The following is a 19295-nucleotide window of genomic DNA, read 5'->3' as shown; positions in this document are numbered from 1 at the left end:
CCTCGCTACGAGGCGTCGGTGGCGCCGCGCCGCAGCACCAGCGCCGAGTTCGACCCCATGAGCCCTCGGCTGAGGACCAGCGCCGTGTGCAGCTCGGCGGCACGGGCGCGGGTGGTGACGAGGTCGAGGTCGTGGCAGACGTCGAAGACGTTGGGGGTGGGTGGGATCACGCCGTGCTCCATCGCGAGCACCGCCGCGGCGACGTCGAGCACGGGCGCCGCGCCGTAGCCCCGGCCGATGGCGGTCTTCGGCGCGGTGACGGGGACGCGGGTGCCGTGCGGGCCCAGGGCGTCCGCGATGGCCAGCGCTTCGGCACGGTCCGCCTCCGGTACGCCGAGGGCGTCGGCGAAGACCACGTCGATCTCCTCGGGGGCGCAGTCGGCCTCGCGCAGGGCGCCCCGGATGGCCTCGGCCAGTCCCTCCCGGGACTGCTTCCAGCGGGAGGCACCGGTGAACGTGGCCGTGTGTCCCGCCAGGGTGGCCCGCACGCGCGCTCCCCGTTCTCGGGCCGAGGTCTCGGCTTCCACGACGAGCATGGCGCCGCCTTCGGCGGGCACGAATCCGCAGGCCGCGGGGGTGAACGGGCGATAGGCGCGATCCGGGTCCTCGACGGTGCTCAACTCCTCGTAGCCGAGCTGGCAGACCACCGAGTAGGGGGCCAGTGGCGCCTCGGTCGCGCCGGCCACCATCACGTCGGTGCCGCGCCGCACGGCCCGCGCCGCATGCGCCAGGGCGTCCAGACCGCCGGCCTCGTCGGAGGCGACCACCCCGCAGGGGCCCTTGAAGCCGCGGCGGATGGAGATCTGGCCGGTGCTCGCCGCGTAGAACCAGGCGATGGACTGGTACGGCCCGACGAAGCGACTGCCCTTGTCCCACAGCTGCTGCAGTTCCCGCTGCCCGAACTCGCCGCCGCCGGAACCGGCCGCGGTGACCACGCCCACGGAGAACGGCGAGGCGTCGGTGTCGGACCGGGGGAGGCGGGCGTCGTCGAGGGCGAGGTCGGCCGCGGCCATCGCGAAGTGCGTGAACCGGTCGGTCTGGACGAGGAAGCGTTCCTCGATCGCCGACGGCGGGTCGAAGCCCCGGATCTCGCCGGCCACCCGCAGCGGCAGGTGCTCGCACCCTTCCCGGGTGATCCGGTCCAGGACGCTGATGCCCTCCCGGGTGGACTTCCAGAAGGTCTCGGTGCTGGTTCCGTTGGGCGCGACCACGCCGATTCCGGTGACGGCCGCGCGCCGAGGATGCGGTTCGCTCATCGTGTGTTCTCCCTCGGCAGAGTCAGGATCACCGCGGACTGGAAGCCGCCGAACCCGCTGCCCACGGAGAGCACGCTGTTCAGCCGTCGCTCGCGAGCGACGCGCGGCACGTAGTCCAGGTCGCACTCGGGGTCTGGGGTCTCGTAGTTCGCGGTGGGCGGGACGACCTGGTGAGTCAGGGCCAGTGCACAGGCGACGAGTTCGATCGCCCCGATCGCGCCGAGGGAGTGGCCCACCATGGATTTGATGGAGCTCATGGGCGTGTCATAGGCGTGCGCGCCCAGGACTCGCTTGACCGCGGCCGTCTCGTGCCGGTCGTTCTGCTGGGTGCCCGACCCGTGCGCGTTGACGTAGTCGATCGCTGTGGGGTCGAGCCGGGCCTGGTCGAGGACGTCCTCGATGGCCCGGGCCATCTCCAGGCCCTCGCTGGTCAACCCGGTCATGTGGTAGGCGTTGCCGAAGGTGGCATAGCCGCTGATCTCGCAGTACACGTGCGCGCCGCGGGTCAGGGCGTGTTCCAGCTCCTCCAGGACGAGTACCGCACCGCCCTCACCCATGACGAAGCCGTTGCGGTCGGCGTCGAAGGGGCGGGATGCGTGGGCGGGGTCGTCGTTGCTCGGCGACGTGGCCTTGATCGCGTCGAAGCAGGCCATGGTGATCGGTGAGATCGGCGAGTCCGAGGCGCCGGCTATGCAGACGTCGGCCCTGCCCTCCTCGATCGTGTGGAAGGCGTATCCGACCGCGTCGAGCCCCGAGGTGCAGCCGGTGGAGACGGTCTGCACCGGCCCGCGTGCCTCGAACCGCTCCGCCACCGTCGAGGCGAGGGTGCTGGGCGAGAACGCCCGCTGCAGGTGCGGGCCGGCCTGCCGATGGTCCACGTCCCAGTGCTGCCCACGGTCGCTGACCAGCACGTAGTCGTGCTCCAGCCGGGTGGTTCCGCCGACCGCGGTGCCGAGGGAGATCCCGACCCGCCAGGGGTTCTCCACGGCGAGGTCGAGACCGGAGTCCCGTATCGCCTCCTCCCCGGCGACCAGGGCGAACTGGATGTACCGGTCGCACCGTGCGACCTGCTCCGCGTCCAGCCCGTGGGCCGCCGCGTCGAAGTCGCACTCGGCGGCGATCCGAGACCGCAGTCCGGTCGGGTCGAAGAACGTGATGCCCCGCGTCGCCGTGCGACCGTTGGCCAGGAGATCCCAGAACGCCGGTGCTCCGATACCGCCCGGGGCGACGATGCCTATGCCGGTGACCGCCACGCGCCTCGTCATGAATGCACCTGACGTCGCTCGGCCGTTCCGCCCCCGCCCGCATGGGCCGCCTCCACCGCGATCGGTACGCCGTCGGCGTCCTCGGTGTCGACGTGGCCGAGCGGCGGGCTGGGAGCCAGCGGGCCGAGGTGGAAGACCATGCGGGCCTCCACATTGCCGACGTTGCGGAAGCGGTGCCGCATGTGGGCGGGGATCATGAGCCCCTGCTCGGGCTGCAGCGGGTGGGGCTCGCCGTCCAGGTCCACCTCGAGCTGCCCGCAGACGACGTAGATGAACTCCTCGGAGTACGGGTGGTAGTGCTCAGCGATGCGGTCGCCGGGCTGCACGATGGCCACGCCCATGAAACCGCTGGTGGAGCCCACCGTGGTGGGGGTGAGCATGGCGCGCAGATCGCCACCGCGCCGAGTGTTGGGCTCGACCTCGCTGACATCCACGATTCCGGGATGGCGTTTGATCACGACGTTCCTCCGAACATGTGCTGCATCGACATGGGGCTTGGCCGTCACGGGTCCGGGCGCTGGGATTCAGGCGTCCGGCGCGCGGCGGTCGGTGACGAGTTCCATATGGGAGACCGTGAGGAGGCGAGCGGGGGTGCCGTCCCTCAGCGCCGAGGCGTCCGCCCCGAGGGCTTCGCCGTCGAGGAGTTCCGTCAGCTCGGCCGCCTGACCGCGGTCCGCGAGACCGAGCACGGGGCCGGGTTCGGTGTCGACCCCGCCGCGCACGTCGACCAGCCGCACCACGACGTCGTCGCGCTGGAAAATCGTGCTGCGCAGCACCGGCCCGTTCGGATCGTCCGCCGCCGCCTCGTCCTGCCGGGCGAGCAACTCCGCCAGCCGCAGACCGCAGCCTTCGCGGGCCGGGTAGTACAACGCGTGCCGCACAGCGTCCGGGCTCTCCTGGCCCGCCGTCACATGGTGTACGGCGGGCAGCGCCGCGCGGGTGAAGAAGACCCGGGCGGAGTCGGGGTCGTCGAGGTCCCGGTCCTGCTCCAGATAGGGGTTGATGGCCTCCTCGACGGCCCGCACCTCGGGCTGCCGGGCGACGTGCCGCAGCGCGGCGAGCAGGTCGCCCCGCACCTCGACGGCCCGGACCACCCGGTTGCCGTGCATGAACAGGGAGGTGCGGCACAGCCGGGTGGAGTCGTCGACCTTCGGCTCCGGCGCGGCGTACTCGGCGAGGATCCTGGCGACCTTCTCCTCGCTGCCCGGCTTGACCGTGAAGGTGAGCGCGTGCCGGATCAGACCGTCACCGATACGGGGCGAGGTCTGCAGACGGCGTTTGCCGGTCTCGGCGTCCACGGCAGGGCCGCCGGTCTCGCGGACGATGTGGAAGCGCAGCGAGCGGGTGTCCCGGACGCAGTTGTGCAGCGGCTTCACCATCTCCACGTGTTCCTCGCTGTTCACCCAGGTGAGGAAGGGCGGGGCGCTCTCCCACTCACTCGTGATGAGCCACTGGGAGGGATTCTCGATGGACTGGCACAGCTGGTCGCTGACATGCCCGGGGACGGACGCGACCTGGTTGCAGAGCTGCTCGTACGCCTCGAGGAACTGCTGCTGGGCGCCGTCGTAGACGTCCACCAGCAGGACGACACGGAGCCTGGAGCCGTCGAACACGGACTGGGAGACACGCTGCGACGGCTGTCGCGTCAGCGGTTCCGAAACACGTTCAGACGTGGTGGTCATCCTGTGCACATCTCCTTCGTGGGGGCGGAGGCGGACGAGCGTCGGCCACTTCGGTGTGACGTCGGCGTGCCTCGATCCTGAGTCCGCCCCCGGCGGCGCGCGACTCGTATGCACTACGCGGGTGACCGGCCGGCCCGAAAGCCGGCAGCTGCTCAGGCTGTCCGTGCAGGGCTTGGCCCTACGGTCGCAGTCACCCGCACAGGTGATGAGCCGGAGCTGCACCTGGCCGTATCGCCGCCGAGGTCGGCGACCAAGGCCGCCGCGGCTCGAGCCGTCCCGTGGCTGCCGAACAGGCCCACGGCCCGCCGGCACCGGAAAAGCCGGCCGGGCCGCCACGCGGCACACGCGTGACGGCCCCAGCGGCTATCGCATCCGGCATGGGTCAGGCCACACTTCCCGCCGTCTTCTTGCGGCGCGCCGCGTACAGACCGGACGCGGCGACGGCCAGGACGGCCAGCCCGCCCGCGGTCACGGCAGGAGCGGCCAACGCGCCGCCTCCGGTGTGCATCCCGCCGCTGGGCTTCTCGTGGTCACCGCTCCAGGAGCTGCCGCCGTCCTGCTTCCCACTCCATGAGTCCTCGTCCTGCTTCCCGCCACCGGACTCCTTGCCCTGCTCGCTGTCCTTCTCCTTGTACGTCTCCGGGTCGTGCTTGGGGTCCTTCGTGGTGCCCCAGTCGTCCTCGTTCACCGCGGTCAGTGCACCGCCACCCGTGTGCATGCCACCGCGCGGCGAGTCGTGGCTGCTGTCCTTGTCGTACTCCTTGTCGTACTCCTTGTCGTGCTGCTTGTCGTGCTCCTTGCTGTAGGAGGAGTCCGCGTGGTCCCAGTCGTCCCCGGCCGCATAGGCGCCGGGTGCGCCGAGAACGAGGACGGTGGAAGCCGCCGCAGTGGCCAGGAGCATGCGAGCAGAGTGCATCTGACGTTCCTTCCGTCGACAGCCGGGCAGCTGGTGCTTCGTCAGCTGATGTGACCCGCCTCCGACGTGATCCACCGTCAGCCAGCGGCCCGCCCGCCACCACTCAAGGGGATCACTCGGGTGAACCGCCCCAGCTCCCCGACGATCCATCGCCGACCCCGTTGCGCCCCGGACGGGATCTGCCGCCTCGTCAACTCCGGTGCAACAGGCCGCCGTCCGCGGTCGCGCCGTGGCAGCCAAGCCGACGCAGCGAGCCCGTGGACATCACCGACTTGGCGGTCAAGGACCGGCCCTGCCCACATGCCTCGGTCCCGGACCCATCGCGGCGAGGGGTCCGGGACCGTCGGCTGAAATCAGACCGCTGCCAGGAGCGTGGTCAGAGCGTGGCGCAGTGCCGACGCGGCATCCGGGACCGGTCCTGACGATCGCCAAGCCACGAACCCGTCGGGACGGACGAGTACGGCGCCTGCAGGTGTCGTGCCGTGGGCGGCCGACCAGTCCGTACCGCCCTCGGGTGTCAGCTCGGCATCGGGTCCGTCGCCCATGCGGTACGACGTCAGGGGGATGGACATCTCTTCGGCGAGGCGGAGGGCGGCCTCGTGCCAGCCATTCGGTTCGTCGGCGTCGCTGAGCAGGACGAATGACCGTTCGTACAGGTCCAGAGTGGAGATCTGTTCGCCTCGGTGCCGCACCGACAAGTGGGGTGCCCTGCTGCCGGGTTCACCGGACAGGTCGAGACGTTCCGGGACGACCGGAGCCGTGGGGTCGGCGCCGACGACGGCGCCCTGCGGATAGCGGTAGCCGAGGGCCACGTTGAGGATGCCGCGCTGCGGGGCACCGCCCGCTCCGGGAGGCGGGGCGAAGCCCGGATGACTGTGCTCGACCGACCGTGCGGCGGCGCGGGCGCTGGTCGCCTCCGCCACCGGGCGGCGCTCGGCGTCGTACGTGTCCAGGAGTCCCTCCCCGGCCCAGCCGCCGACCACCGCGGCCAGCTTCCACGCGAGGTTGTGCGCGTCCTGGATACCGGTGTTGGAGCCGAAGGCCCCGGTGGGGGACATCTCGTGGGCCGAGTCGCCGGCCAGGAAGACGCGTCCTGCGCGGTAGCTCCGGGCAACTCGTTGGGCAGCGTGCCAGGGAGCCTTGCCGGTGACCTGTACGTCGAGGTCGGTGACTCCGACCGCGCGGCGGATGTGCTCGACACACCGCTCGTCCGTGAACTCCTCAAGGGTTTCGCCGTTCTCGGGGTGCCAGGGAGCGTGGAAGACCCAGTTCTCACGATTGTCCACGGGCAGTAGCGCGCCGTCGGCGTCCGGGTTGGTCAGATAACAGACGATGAAACGGCGGTCGCCCACGACCTCGGGGAGGCGGCGGGAGCGGAAGGTGATGCTGATGTTGCTGAACAGGTCGCCAGGACCGCTCTGGGCGATGCCGAGCTGCTCGCGGACGGGGCTGCGGGGACCGTCGGCGGCGACGAGGTAGTCCGCGCGGATGGCGGTGTGCTCGCCCGTCTGACGGCTCTTCACCATCGCGGTGACACCTGAGGGATCGCTGTCGAACGACAGTAGTTCAGTGGCGTACCGCAGGTCGCCGCCGAGCCGCGTGGCGTGGTCGAGCAGCACCGGCTCCAGGTCGTTCTGGCTGCACAGGCACCATGAGCTGGGGCTGAAGCGGGCCAGTCCGCCGCCCGGGTCGATCTCACGGAAGAGCCACTCGCCCGCGTCGCCGACCAGGGTGGGTGTCTGCAGGATCCCGTGGTTGTCGGCCAGCGTGGCGGCGGCCTGCCGGATCATCGGCTCGACGCCGGCCGCCCGGAACAGCTCCATCGTGCGGACGTTGTTGCCGCGGCCGCGGGGGTGGATGGACGTTCCGGCGTGGCGCTCCACCAGCGTGTGCCGCACCCCCAGCCGGCCAAGGAAGAGAGAGGTCGACAGGCCGACGAGGGAACCGCCGACGATGAGGACCGGGACCCGGTGCGTCGTGTGGTCGGTTTGATCGGCTCTCTGGTTCATCACTCGCCTCCAGCGCGTCGTGTCCGCCAAGTCGGCCGGATACGGCCGCGAGCTTCATGCATGCCCCGCGGTGGAGACGCGGGCTCAAGCTTCACCCGCTTAACCCGCCCGGTTCGCCGAGTCGGCGGCCACGCCCGCGGTCCATCTCCCCCCGACATCCGAACGGATCACGGCTCGACCCGCGGGGCGGAGCCGTGCCAGGGGCCGCTCGATCAGCCCGGCACATGGGGGCGCGAGCGAGACTGGTCGGAGTCCACCACCTCCGCGTGCCCGACGAGAGACGTGCTTACTGCCCTCGCCTCACCCGTTGGCCCAGACGGCCGTGGCCGTGCCCTACCCGTTCGGCTCGGGCCTCCGTGCCTGTGATGGCGGGTCACGAGATCCTGGAGGACCTGGCCGTGGTGCGGGCCGCCGAGTCGGGCGGGCAGGGGCTGTCGAAGGCGAAGCGGCGGCACCTGCGCACCACGGCCGGGCGCCCGGTACGGCGTCGGCCCGGCTGCGCGCGTATGGCGCCGACCGGGACGCGAGCCGGACGAGTACGACAGGGCGGACCGCACGGACGACATCGCCCTGCTCCTCACCCAGTACGCCCATGACCCGCCGGGAGTCTCGGTAACGATTTCGTCCGATAAACGCATGCCCCCGAACGAAGGAAGCAGCCTCACCCGATGGGGCCATGCCGGTCCGAGGGCGTACCACCCGCGCACGCCGTCGCGTTGCACCGGCATGGATTGCAACGTCACCACCGGGCGTCTCCTCTGGGAGAACGACGGCAGACAGGCGCCGCACGGCGACTTCGCCAGGACGGCCCAGGGAGATCCGCCCATCTTCGCCGCTCTCGTCAGGGAGTGGCGGGCCAGCGGCCGGACGGTTCCGGACACCCGGGGTTCGCAGGGGGCCTCGCCCGGTTCCGTCGGCGCCGCAACGACCAGGCTGCAGTGGCACCCGGACATCCCGAGTGGTCCGGGCCGATGGGAACGCGACGGCGAACTGCCTCCAGGGCGCGAGACCGAACTGGTCACGACTCGCTGAAGCAGCCGTTTGGCGGTGTGTCAGCTCGTGTGCCGCAGCGTCCTTGGCGGCGGTTGCCTGAGGTCAGCCCGGCCGGTCACCGGTCCAGTTGCGTTCCCCTGCGGTCGGTGCTCCGCACGTCGGACAGCGCCGCTTCGTACCGGACTGCCCGGTGAGCCTTCCCAGCGCCACCTGAAGCGCCAGTTCCACGGCGGCCGGAACGAACAGTGCCCCGGTTCCGTCGGGCGGGACCAGCCAGCGCAGCCGTCCTGCGGCCCGATGCGGGGCGGGCACGGCGAGCCACGTTCCTTGGCCCGCGTACCGGATGCCCGAGCCGATCCAGCGGCCCTCGGGATCCGGCGGCAGAAAGAAGGCCACCCGACGGGCGGCGGTGTCCGCGAGCGCGGGACCGGGCGGCTGCGGAATGCACAACAGGGTGTCAAGGGCCGGCATGCCCAGGTCCTCCGGCACGCTGAGCACGTCCCAGAACCGCCCGCAGGCCAGAACCGCGACCCCGGTGTCTCCGTGCCACTGCCGCTTGCAGGTGCGAGGGTCGGTCGAGGCTGCAGCGAGCCATTCCATGGCCTGACGCGTGGCTGATCGCATGCGTTCCTCCGGATCTGTCTGTCCGCGGTGCCGACATGCTGATGTTTGTAGATATTTCTATGTGGCGGAAGGGGTGGCGCACCGTGGCGATTGGCTTCGGAACGTTCGCCGATGGAACGGATGTTCGCCGAATCCTGGCCAGTCCTTCGACATCATGAAGATGGGCGGCTCATGGGCCCGGTGTCGGCGAGCGTGGCGGGATCAGTGGCGGAAGGTGTGGGCTTCACTGCGCGTGCGCCCCAGTCAGGGGGATCCCTTGGCTTCCCTGGTGGAGACGGCGCGACGCCTCGACTATGGCGCCGGCCGGTGTCACCGCCAGGAAGATGACGAGGCGTAACGTTTGCGCGACCCGGCCGAGGGTGACCTGTCCCGACCGCGCGTCGAATCCGTCAGTACAAAACGCCTGAGGCGTACCGGTCGCGATCGCGGTATTGCTGCTGGCATGGGCACCTTCATTTGATCCTACAAAGTTCTCGCCCGATGGGTTACCCATCGCCTCGCCCACTGATAGGAAACCTTCCTAACGAGGCAGGTCTGGACCAACTCCTCACCCCCACCCTTGCTTGGAGTCTCCGTGGAACCTGAGACAACAGCTCCAGCCGCCCGCACCTCGCGTCGCACTGCCCTTGCCCTGATGGGAGCGCTGACCTCCGCCGCAGTGTTCGGCCCTCTGCCCGTCGCTGCAGCGACGGCGGCCGCACCGGGCCTCGATGACCCGGCGAAGAAGGAGATCGCCATGCAACTGGTGTCGAGCGCGGAGAACTCCACGCTCGACTGGAAGGCCCAGTACCGGTACATCGAGGACATCGGAGACGGCCGCGGCTACACCGCCGGCATCATCGGCTTCTGCTCCGGCACCGGAGACATGCTCGACCTCGTGGAGCTCTACAGCGACCGCAGGCCCGACAACGTCCTCGCCGAGTACCTGCCGGCCCTGCGCCGCGTCAACGGCACCGACTCGCACGACGGCCTCGACCCGCACTTCACCGACGCCTGGCGCAGGGCGGCTCAGGACACGGCGTTCGAGCAGGCGCAGAACGACGAACGCGACCGCGTCTACTTCAACCCCGCCGTCAGGCAGGGCCAGACGGACGGCCTGCGTGTACTCGGCCAGTTCGCCTACTACGACGCCATCGTCATGCACGGCGACGGCGGCGACTGGACCAGCTTCAGCAACATCCGCCGGCGTGCCCTGCAGCATGCGAAGCCGCCGGCCTGGGGCGGCAACGAAACCGCGTTCCTCAACGCCTTCCTCGACGCACGGGTGTGGGCGATGAAGCAGGAGGAGGCACACAGCGACACCAGCCGCGTCGACACCGCGCAACGCGTCTTCCTGCGCCAGGGCAACCTCGACCTCAACCCGCCCCTGGACTGGAAGGTGTACGGGGACAGTTACCACATCGGCTGACGAAGACCAGGACATGAGCGAGAGAGGCGAGCGCCCGGTGCTCGGCAACACCAGCACTGGGCCTTCGCTGATACAGGAGAGCGCCATGTGAACGCTGTGACGGATGTTGCAGACTGATCGCATGACTCGCACGAGGAAGATCGCCGCCGCGCTGCTCGCCGCATCGGCCGCGCTGCTCGCGATACCCCCCACCGCCTCCGCAAGACCGACCCCGCACACAACCCTCTTCAGGGAGAACTTCGACCGCCTTCCCGTCGGCCCCGTGACCGCGGGCCGTGGCTGGACCACCGACACCGCCGACGGTTCACTGACCGTCGAACCCAGCACCACCGGCCACGGCCGCGAACTACGGCTCCACACAGAAGGCAACGGCCGTGCCTTCCTGGTCCTGTCCGACCTCGCGCCCCCCGGCAACAGTTTCTGGGCCCGGTTGCGGCTACGCGTGAACGACTTCCCGACGGCACCGGACTGGGCGCACTGGACCATCGCGGAGGCATCCGGTTCCGATGTCCCCACGCTGGTACGCCCGTTGGGCGGTCAGTACGTGCCCACCTCACAGACCAACTTCCGGGGAGTCGGCTCCGACCTGGGTGCCACGGGGGACTGGACCGCCTGGAAGACCTCCGCTCCCGCCACGGCCGCGACCTGGCAGTGCGTCGAGTTCCACCTCGACGCGAGTGACAATCGCGTCACCGTCTATCTGGACGGCGTGGAGGAGTCCGAGTTGACGGTGTCCACGAAGGAACACGGCGGCACGACCGACGACTTCGTCTTCCCGACCTTCGACACACTCAAGCTGGGCTGGCAGTTGTACCAGTCCGACCCCACGCCGTCGGCGTACGACGTCCGCATGGACGACGTGGCGCTGAGCACCGAGCGGATCGGCGGGTGCGCCTCATGACCGGAGGACTTCCTCGCAGGGTGGTGCTGGGCGGGCTCGTAGGCGGGCTCGCCCTCACGTCCCTGCCGGCCGTCCCGGCCGTCGCCACCGGGCGGGAGCGCGAGCCGTACGTCCCGCTGGCGGTGGCCGGCGGGGGCGGTCCGGCGGGATCGGACCAGGTCCATGTGCTCAAGGTCGGTCCGGACACGGCACACACCGTGGTGGTGCTGGTTCCGGGGATGTTCGGGGCGGCGGGCGACTTCCGCCTGCTCGCCCGTGATCTCGTCCAGGCCGTGCCCGGTGTGCAGGTGTGGGCGTTCGACCGACGCGAGGAGAACCTGGCCGACCGCTCCGGGTTCACCACCGGGGACCCCGTCGGGTACTACCTGGACGGCCACTACCGCACTCAGGATCCCGCAGCCTCCGCCTTCGCCGCTCGCTGGGGCCTCGCCCGCACCGTGCAGGACCTGCGCACGGTCGTACGGGCCGCGGCCGGTGGCGGCCGGCGGCGGGTGGTGCTCGGCGGCCACTCCTGGGGCGCCACCACCGCGATGGCGTACGCGGCCTGGGACTTCGACGGCCGCCCGGGGTACCGGGACCTCACCGCGCTCGTACTTGTCGACGGTGGCGTGCGCGGGGCGTTCGAGGGGACCGGACAGCCGGTGTACAACTCTCCGGAGGAGGTGCGGGAGCGGCTGGCCCGCATTGAAGGCGGGGCGGTCTTCGACATGACCCTGAGCGGAATCGGGCTGGGCGGCCGGGCGGAGAGCACACAGATCTGGTACCAACTCGCCGGCTGGTACGCACACCGCGACCCGGACGGCCGCTCGGTCCTCCAGCCCCGGATGCCCGACGCGCTGCGGCCGCCGTATCCCGTCACCAACGCCGGTCTGCTGGGCACCTTGGTGGACGCCGGATTCGGCTGGCCGAACGACATCAGTGTCCACTCGGGGCACCTCGCCGACAGCGGCGACCCGCGCGGCTGGGTCGACACGGGCATCACCCCCATCAGCCGTGTCGCGACGGCGTACGCGGGTGGCCCGGAGCCGGCCGTGTGGGAGTGGTACTGGCCGTCCCGGCTGTCGGTGGACCTCGACGTCGTCGATCCCTACGCCGACACCGACCTGGCCCGCTCACTGGGGCTGCGGCTGCTGCACACCGGGAGTCTGGACACACCGCTCTACGTCTTCGAGACGAGCTACGCGCAGGGGACGATCGTGTCGTCGGCGCGCGAGGTCGTGGCCAACTCCCGTATCCCGTACGGGAGGTACGAGACAGACGAGGGGATGAACCATCTGGACCCGCTGTTCGCCGCCGCGCGGCACAACACCCTGACCCACACCCTCGCACCGTTCCTCGCCGGACTGCGGTGACGAGTGACGACAGGCATCGGCGGGGCATCGCAGGGATGCCCCGCCGATGGCGGGTCGGGTGATTCCCGCGAAGGGGGACGAGTCCGGAGCCGGGTCACACGGCGTCTTGTCAGCCGTGCGATCGCGCACGGAGGGGATTTTGCGGCGCCGATCTTGACCGCTCGGGGATCCCGGGCTTAACGTTCCCGCGTTTACAGGGAATTGAAACGATTCAACCACTTGGGGCGACACATGCAGAAGCCCATCCCGCAGCGTGGCGGGATATCCCGGCGCACGGTGCTCACGGCCTCCTTGGCCGCCGGCGCCGCCACGGCGTTCGCCGCAGTCGGCTCTACGGATGCCGGTGCCGCCCTCCTGACCGGTCGTCAGGATCTGTCCGGTCACTGGTTCGCCACCTCACCGCGGTCCGTGCGTCCCAAGTTCCGCTGGTGGTGGCCGGACGGTCTGGTCGACCCGGCAGAGATCGCCCGTGAGATCGACCAGATCGCCGACGCCGGCTTCGGGGGAGCCGAGATCGCCGCCGTCCACCACAGCATCAAGGACAAGTCCGTCCTCGACACCGCTCACCACGGCTGGGGCAGCACCCCCTGGCGCGACGGCGTCCAGGCAGCCCTGCGTCAGGCTGCCCGACGTGGCCTGACCATCGACCTCACCCTCGGCCCCAGCTGGCCCGTCGCCGTGCCCGGCGTCACCCCCGACGACGACACCGCCGCCCAGGAACTCGCCTACGGCCGCACCTCCGTGGCCGCCGGCGCCACCTACCGGGGACCGGTTCCCGAGCCCGTGCACGAGGCCGCCTCCGCAGCCACCCGGCGCCGCCTGCTCGCCGTCCAGGCCGCCCGCGTCGAGCCCGCCAACGCCACCCGCAAGGAGACCGGCCTCGACCTCGCCAGTGTCCGAGACCTCACCACCGCCGTCCGCGACGGCGCTCTGACCTGGACCGCTCCCGCGGAGGGCGACTGGGTGCTGATCTCCTACTGGCAGCGCGGCTCCGGCCAGCAGCCCGAGTCCGGCCCGCACTCCTCCCCGGCAGCCCACGTCGTCGACCACTTCAGCCCCGCCGGCACCGCCGCCGTCACCGACTACTGGGAACGCGCCGTCCTGACCGGCACCATGCGGCGACTGCTCAAGGCCGCGGGCGGCGCCTTCTTCGAGGACTCCATCGAGCTCGAGACCGACTCCCTCGTGTGGACCTCCGCCCTGCCCGACGCCTTCGAACAGCGCACCGGCCGCTCCCTCCTGCCGTACCTGCCCGCCCTCGTCCTCGACAACAGCAACCAGGTCTTCGCGTTCGAGGCCCAGCTCACCCGGCAGATCCGGCACGACTTCTGGGAGACCCTCTCCCACCTGTTCAACACCCACCACGTCACCGCCCTGCGCAACTGGGCGCACTCCCTCGGCATGTCGCTGCGCTCGCAGCCGTACGGCCTGCAGACCGACGCCATCGCCTCCGCAGCGATCCTCGACATCGCCGAGGGGGAGTCGCTCGGCTTCAAGAACCTGGACGACTACCGCTGCCTGGCCGGCGGTCGGGACATGGCCGGGCACACGGTGCTGTCCTGCGAATCTGGCGCCTACAACGGCTCCGCGTACAGCACGACCTGGGACAGGTTCCTGCGTACCATGGGCGGCGCCTACGCGGCCGGCGTCAACCAGACGGTCGTGCACGGCTTCTCGTACGCCACCGCCCCCGGGGTGGGTTGGCCCGGCTTCGCCGCCTTCAGCCCCTACAACGGTGCGGTCGGTTACGGCGAGTCCTGGGGGCCCCGGCAGCCCACCTGGCGGCACATCGAGGACATCGCCGGCTATCTCGGCCGCGTGCACCACATCCTGCAGACCGGCACCCCGCGCGCCGACGTCGCCGTCTTCCGGCAGACCGGCTACACCGCCACCGGCATCGGCGCCTCCTGGTTCACCGCGACCGGCGTGCCGCTCGGCTGGACCCACCAGTTCCTCAGCGGACCGCTCCTCGACCTCCCCAGCGCCCACGTCCTTGGTGGCCGCCTCGCCCCGGACGGCCCCGCCTACAAGGCCCTGTTCGTCGAGGGAGACTTCTTCCACGGCTCCACCCCGACGCTCGCCCTGGACGACGCCCGCAAGCTGCTGAGGCTGGCCCGGGCCGGACTGCCGATGGTCCTGCTCGGTGCCTTCGACCAGGCGCTCACCCCGGGCGTGCCCGACCAGGACGAGACGGACGCGCTGCGCGAGGTACTGGCCCGCCTCCTCGCCCTGCCACACGTCACCGCCGTCACGGACAAGGCCGCCGTCGGCGACGCCCTCACCACCCTCGGCATCACCCCCGACGCCCGCTACGCCACACCCTCCACCCTCCTCAACAACCACCGTGTCAGCGGCGACACCGACTTCTACTACCTGTGCAACGGCAAGCACGCCGAGACCGTCAAGCCGCCCGTGGCGACCATCGACCACGATGTCACCCTGCGCCGCACCCGGCGGGGCACCACCGTCCCCTACCTGCTCGACCTGTGGACCGGCGAGGCGACTCGCATCGCCCGCTACACCGAGGACGGCGACACGATCACCGTGCGCGTCACCCTCGTCCCCGGCCAGGCCACCGTCATCGCGCTCGGCAGACCCGGACTCTTCGGAGACCGCAACGGCGGCCGCCCGCACGCCGTGTCCGGCGACGCCGACCGGGTGCTGTTCACCGACCGCGGCCTGGCCGTGCGCGCCGCGGCAGCGGGTACGTACAACACCCGGTTCTCCGACGGCCGCACGGCGGTCACGACCGTGCCCGCGGTGCCCGACCCCGTCACACCGGACCGCTGGCGGCTCGACGTCGAGGACTGGCACCCCGGGGCCAACGCGACCAGCACCGACATCATCCGGCACACACTCACCCTCGACACCCTGCTGCCCTGGTCCCAGATCCCCGAACTGGCCGACTCCGCAGGCATCGGCCGCTACCGCACCACCGTCGTCCTGCCCCGCCACTGGACCTCATCCCACGGGGCGTACCTCGAACTGGGCCAGGTCAGTGACACCTTCCGGGTCACCGTCAACGGCACCCGGCTGGCCCCCGCCGACCGGCTCCACCCGGTCGTGGACCTGGGCGGACATCTGCGGCACGGCGACAACGAAATCGAGGTCGAGGTGGCGACCCCGCTCATCAACCGTCTCCGGGTCGCCCAGCCGACGGTCTTCGGCGCCGCCGCCCGCCAGGCGTACGGCCTCATGGGCCCGGTGCGACTGGTGCCGTACGGCCAGGCCGTGGTGCGCCCCTGACTGCTCTCGTCCCTGGAGGGTGAAGATGCCTCATCCTCCAGGGACCAGCTCAGCTCCGGGACATCGTGAAACACCGGCTGCGTCGCATGCAGTACCGGCCGGAGTTACTCGCCGGACTTCTCGCGAAGACCGGACCCGGCCCACAGCCGCAACTTCTCCGGGTTGCGGACCGCCCAGATCCGGGTGACGCGCCCGTCGGAGACGTCGAACGAGGCTACGGTCATGACGACGCCGGACCGCTGAGCCACCAGGCCCGGCACACCGTTGACCGACCGCTCCAGGAGTTCGAGCCCCGGAGCCCTGTCGGCAATGGCGACCATGTACTGGGCGATACGCGCGCCGCCCTCGACCGGGCGCAGGACGGTGCCGACCATGCCGCCGCCGTCGGCGGTCATCACGGCGGCCGGGTTGAGCAGACCGACGAGGGTTGCGATGTCCTTGGCCTCCCACGCCTCTTTGACGTGCCTCACCACGTCGGCCCGGCCGGTCGCCGTCACCGGAGCGCGTGCGACGTTCACCCGCCGCCGGGCGGAGGCAGCCAACTGCTTGCAGGCCGCCGGGGTCCGGTCGAGTACGTCGGCGATCTCGGCGAACGGGTACCGGAAGACGTCATGCAGGACGAACGCCACCCGCTCGGCGGGCGTCATCGACTCCAGGACGACGAGGAAGGCCATGGCCACCGACTCGTCCAGGACGATCTGGTCGGCGGGATCCGCAGGGCCGGTGGGACCGGCGCCGCCCGCGTGGTCCCACTCGGTGCGGTCCGGCAGAGGCTCGGGCAGCCATGCGCCGACATAGCGTTCACGGCGGGCCCGCGCCGAGCCGAGCAGGTCCAGGCAGATACGGCTGGTCACCGTCGTCAGCCAGGCACCGGGGGACAGGATCTCCTCCTGCCGGCTGCGTGGCAGCCCGTACCAGCGTGTGTAGGCGTCCTGCACGGCGTCCTCGGCCTCGGTCACCGAACCGAGCATCCGGTACGCGACATTGATCAGTTGGCGTCGCTCGCCGGATATCCCATCTCCGCTGGTCCCGACAGTCCCCATGCTTCCGGCCGCCCCCTCGCCTTACCTTTCGCGGGCCCGCGTCGTCGGGCTGGTGAGATTGTTCGATCTGCTGCCCGAGGGCGGAAAAGGGGACCGTGGCATGACTACTCAGGCGACGGCGACGGCGAACGCACAGCGCAGCTCCTCGTTCTTGCAGATCGCCATCGCCCTGCAGACCCTGACCATCTTCCTTCAGGCGGTCTCTGCCGGACTGCTGCTGACCTCGTCGTACGGAGAAGTGCTGCACAGTGTCGGAGCCCGTGTGATGTACGGGGCGTCGATGCTGTACGTGCTCGCGGCGGTCCTGGCGTGGAAGCCGGGCGGCGGCTCGCCCCGGCCTGTCTGGCACGCGTCGGGTTTCCTCGTACTCGCCTCGGCCCAGGTGGTGCTCGGCATCGCGCACGTCCCGTCGGTCCATCTCCCCCTGGGCGTCTTGATGTTCGGTCTGAGCTTGCTGGCGCTGGCCCGTCGCTGAGGTTCGATACGGGGCCGGCCGGGATCGACTCCTTCGTACGTCTCACGGGCGTGACCCCGGCCCTGTCCCCGGCCCCGTCCTGCCTGAGAATGACCGTGCAGGCGTTCACCACCCTGCTCGGCGAGCGTCCGTATGCGATGAGCTTCGACGAGCGCAGTCGGACCATGCCCGTACCGCGCAGGGGCCTGTGTCCGAGCCGCTGGCGGGCGGGCCGAGTTCGACGGCGCGGCCGCCGGCCGGGGCAGTTGCCCGAGTTGACTACGAGTTGACCGCCTCGGCTGTACGAGACGTCGGCGACAACCTGATAGATCCTTGCGGACAGAAGCTGACCGCAAGGGTCCCTACGGTCGTGCCATGACACAGACACAGAAGATCCTTGTCGCCGGCGCCACCGGAACCGTCGGCCGTCAGGTCGTCGCCGAACTGCTCGCCCGCGGGCACGCGGTCCGCGCCCTCACCCGGGATGCGGCCACGGCAGACCTCCCGGCCGGTGTCGAGGTGGTCCAGGGCGATCTGACCGCACCCGACAGTCTGATCCCGGCGCTGGAGGGCGTCACCGGCCTCCATCTGATCACCTTCGGCGGGGCCTACTTCGCCCCGCTGGAGACCGGCCCGCGGATCCTGGAGCTGGCCCGCGCGGCCGGCGTACGCAGGGTCACCGTGCTGCACGGTGGCGGGCCGACCCTGCTGGAGGACGCCGTGCGGGCCGACGACGGTGTGGACTGGACCGTGCTCATGCCGGTCGAGTTCATGGCCAACGCCCTGGAGTGGGCGGACCAGATCGTGGCCTTGGACGAAGTCCGCGAGCCGTTCGTGGCCCGACTGAGTGCCATGGTCCACGAGGGCGACATCGGGGCCGTCGCCGCGGTCGCGCTCACCGAGGAGGGCCACGCGGGCCAGGAGTACGTGATCACCGGCCCCGAGCTGTTGACCGTCGGCGACAAGGTGGCGACCATCGCCGACGCCCGCGGCCGGGACATCGCCCTGGTGGAGCTGACCGAGGAGCAGGCCGTCGCGCAATGGCGGGCGGCGGGCCACCCTCAGGACGTCATCGGCTTCCTGCTCGAGGCGTACGGGAACACCCCGGAAGTGGGCCGTACGGTCGTCGACACCGTCGAGAAGGTCACCGGCCACCCGGCCCGCACTTTCGCCCGGTGGGCTGCGGAGCACGCGGACGCCTTCACGGCATAGCCCCGCGCCGTTGTACGTGGAGGACGGACGCGGAAGCATCCGCATCAGCGGTGACGGCCGCGCGGGACATCGGCCTCGCGGGCATCGGCCTTTCGGACGGGCGCGCGACTTTCCATCCCCGCTTGACGGCGGCTGCTGCGCTTGGAGATCCGGGAGTAGGGTCGTGGTGATCAGTGTTGGTCAGGAGGGGGTCGCGAGGTATGAGCGCAATAGTGACGGCGGTCAGCAGCAACGGCGAGTACTCATTCACCAAGCCGAACCGGGACAGCATCACGCTGCTCGCCGGGCTCGGTGTTGAAGGCGACGTACACGCCGGTGTGACGGTCAAGCACCGCTCGCGGGTCGCGCAGGATCCCACGCAGCCGAACCTGCGTCAGGTCCACCTCATCCATGAGGAGCTCTTCGCCGAGGTCGGCGACGACGGATTCCCAGTGGCACCCGGTGAGCTCGGCGAGAACATCACTACCCGCGGCATTGATCTGCTCGGCCTGCCCGTTGGCACCCTTCTCCACATCGGGGACGAGGCAGTCATCGAGGTGACCGGACTGCGCAATCCCTGCCTGCAGATCGACAACTTCCAGGACGGGCTCCTGAAACAGGTCGTCGGCCGTGACGAAGCCGGCAACATCGTGCGCAAGGCCGGAATCATGAGCATCGTGAAGGAAGGCGGCACGGTGCGCCCCGGCGACCCGATCAAGACGGAGCTTCCCAGCGGGCCGCATCGGCCCCTGGAGCGCGTCTGACGCCCCATGCTGTGACCAAGGGCTCCGACTGGTGGGTGGGCATGCTCGACCCCCCCCGGACGGCGAGGCGGCTGAGGAAAGCATGCGCACCCTGGCCCTGTGCGAGTTGGATCCGACCCGCACCAAGGTCAGGACGCTGTGCGAGAGCCGGGGGCGGGGGTGTTGGGACGCGGTGGCGGCCGGGACCGGGC

General features: G+C 70.5%; 15 protein-coding genes. 7 read left to right on the top strand and 8 right to left on the bottom strand.

Annotated features, from left to right (window positions below; translation table 11 throughout):
- Positions 1 to 5: 5 nt before the first annotated feature.
- From OG252_RS03580 to OG252_RS03550, 7 genes are all read right to left on the bottom strand, one after another.
- Positions 6 to 1256 carry a ketosynthase chain-length factor gene (locus OG252_RS03580; protein ID WP_329333625.1) on the bottom strand — a complete coding sequence of 417 codons (1251 nt, stop codon included), beginning with the start codon at positions 1254 to 1256 and terminating at the stop codon, positions 6 to 8.
- Positions 1253 to 2521 (bottom strand): beta-ketoacyl-[acyl-carrier-protein] synthase family protein, encoded by a 1269-nt coding sequence (locus OG252_RS03575; protein ID WP_329333623.1) that lies wholly within the window; start codon positions 2519 to 2521, stop codon positions 1253 to 1255. Before OG252_RS03575 ends, OG252_RS03580 begins: the two co-directional genes overlap by 4 nt.
- A complete protein-coding gene (locus OG252_RS03570; RefSeq protein ID WP_266451938.1) occupies positions 2518 to 2979 on the bottom strand; it encodes a cupin domain-containing protein in 462 nt (153 codons plus the stop codon). The genes OG252_RS03575 and OG252_RS03570 overlap by 4 nt, the downstream gene beginning before the upstream one ends.
- Positions 2980 to 3045: 66 nt before the next feature.
- Positions 3046 to 4203: a SchA/CurD-like domain-containing protein gene (locus tag OG252_RS03565; RefSeq protein WP_329333620.1), complete on the bottom strand. Its 1158-nt coding sequence runs from the start codon at positions 4201 to 4203 to the stop codon at positions 3046 to 3048.
- Positions 4204 to 4585: 382 nt separating this feature from the next.
- Entirely contained in the window at positions 4586 to 5119 is a 534-nt protein-coding gene (locus OG252_RS03560; protein ID WP_329333618.1) for a hypothetical protein, read from the bottom strand.
- A gap of 353 nt (positions 5120 to 5472) precedes the next feature.
- The gene (locus OG252_RS03555) at positions 5473 to 7128 is read right to left on the bottom strand and encodes an FAD-dependent oxidoreductase (protein ID WP_329333616.1); all 1656 of its coding nucleotides are present in this window, start codon (positions 7126 to 7128) and stop codon (positions 5473 to 5475) included.
- A 1095-nt stretch (positions 7129 to 8223) separates the two neighbouring features.
- Positions 8224 to 8745: a hypothetical protein gene (locus OG252_RS03550; protein ID WP_266451942.1), complete on the bottom strand. Its 522-nt coding sequence runs from the start codon at positions 8743 to 8745 to the stop codon at positions 8224 to 8226.
- Between the two features lie 634 nt (positions 8746 to 9379).
- Between OG252_RS03550 and OG252_RS03545 the strand changes: the two genes are divergently transcribed.
- The 4 genes from OG252_RS03545 (at position 9380) to OG252_RS03530 (ending at position 15652) form a co-directional block, all read left to right on the top strand.
- A complete protein-coding gene (locus OG252_RS03545; protein WP_329333615.1) occupies positions 9380 to 10153 on the top strand; it encodes a chitosanase in 774 nt (257 codons plus the stop codon).
- A 121-nt stretch (positions 10154 to 10274) separates the two neighbouring features.
- The gene (locus OG252_RS03540; protein WP_329333613.1) at positions 10275 to 11054 is read left to right on the top strand and encodes a hypothetical protein; all 780 of its coding nucleotides are present in this window, start codon (positions 10275 to 10277) and stop codon (positions 11052 to 11054) included.
- Positions 11051 to 12406: an alpha/beta fold hydrolase gene (locus OG252_RS03535; protein WP_329333611.1), complete on the top strand. Its 1356-nt coding sequence runs from the start codon at positions 11051 to 11053 to the stop codon at positions 12404 to 12406. Before OG252_RS03540 ends, OG252_RS03535 begins: the two co-directional genes overlap by 4 nt.
- 231 nt (positions 12407 to 12637) lie before the next feature.
- Positions 12638 to 15652 carry a glycosyl hydrolase gene (locus OG252_RS03530; protein WP_329333609.1) on the top strand — a complete coding sequence of 1005 codons (3015 nt, stop codon included), beginning with the start codon at positions 12638 to 12640 and terminating at the stop codon, positions 15650 to 15652.
- A gap of 104 nt (positions 15653 to 15756) precedes the next feature.
- Here OG252_RS03530 and sigJ read toward each other — a convergent pair whose 3' ends face one another.
- Positions 15757 to 16695, bottom strand: coding sequence for an RNA polymerase sigma factor SigJ (gene sigJ / locus OG252_RS03525; RefSeq protein WP_329333607.1), 939 nt, complete (start codon positions 16693 to 16695; stop codon positions 15757 to 15759).
- Positions 16696 to 16795: 100 nt separating this feature from the next.
- Between sigJ and OG252_RS03520 the strand changes: the two genes are divergently transcribed.
- The 3 genes from OG252_RS03520 to OG252_RS03510 all read left to right on the top strand — a co-directional run bounded on the left by OG252_RS03520 (position 16796) and on the right by OG252_RS03510 (position 19104).
- Positions 16796 to 17170, top strand: coding sequence for a hypothetical protein (locus tag OG252_RS03520; protein WP_329333606.1), 375 nt, complete (start codon positions 16796 to 16798; stop codon positions 17168 to 17170).
- 354 nt (positions 17171 to 17524) lie between these two features.
- Entirely contained in the window at positions 17525 to 18361 is an 837-nt protein-coding gene (locus OG252_RS03515; protein ID WP_329333604.1) for an NmrA family NAD(P)-binding protein, read from the top strand.
- A gap of 200 nt (positions 18362 to 18561) precedes the next feature.
- The gene (locus OG252_RS03510; protein ID WP_266451950.1) at positions 18562 to 19104 is read left to right on the top strand and encodes an MOSC domain-containing protein; all 543 of its coding nucleotides are present in this window, start codon (positions 18562 to 18564) and stop codon (positions 19102 to 19104) included.
- Positions 19105 to 19295: the final 191 nt, after the last annotated feature.

This window comes from Streptomyces sp. NBC_01352, assembly GCF_036237295.1.
Taxonomy (GTDB): Bacteria; Actinomycetota; Actinomycetes; order Streptomycetales; family Streptomycetaceae; genus Streptomyces; species Streptomyces plumbiresistens.
Note: the sequence above shows the minus strand (reverse complement) of the source record. Positions and strands in the feature narration are given on the sequence as shown.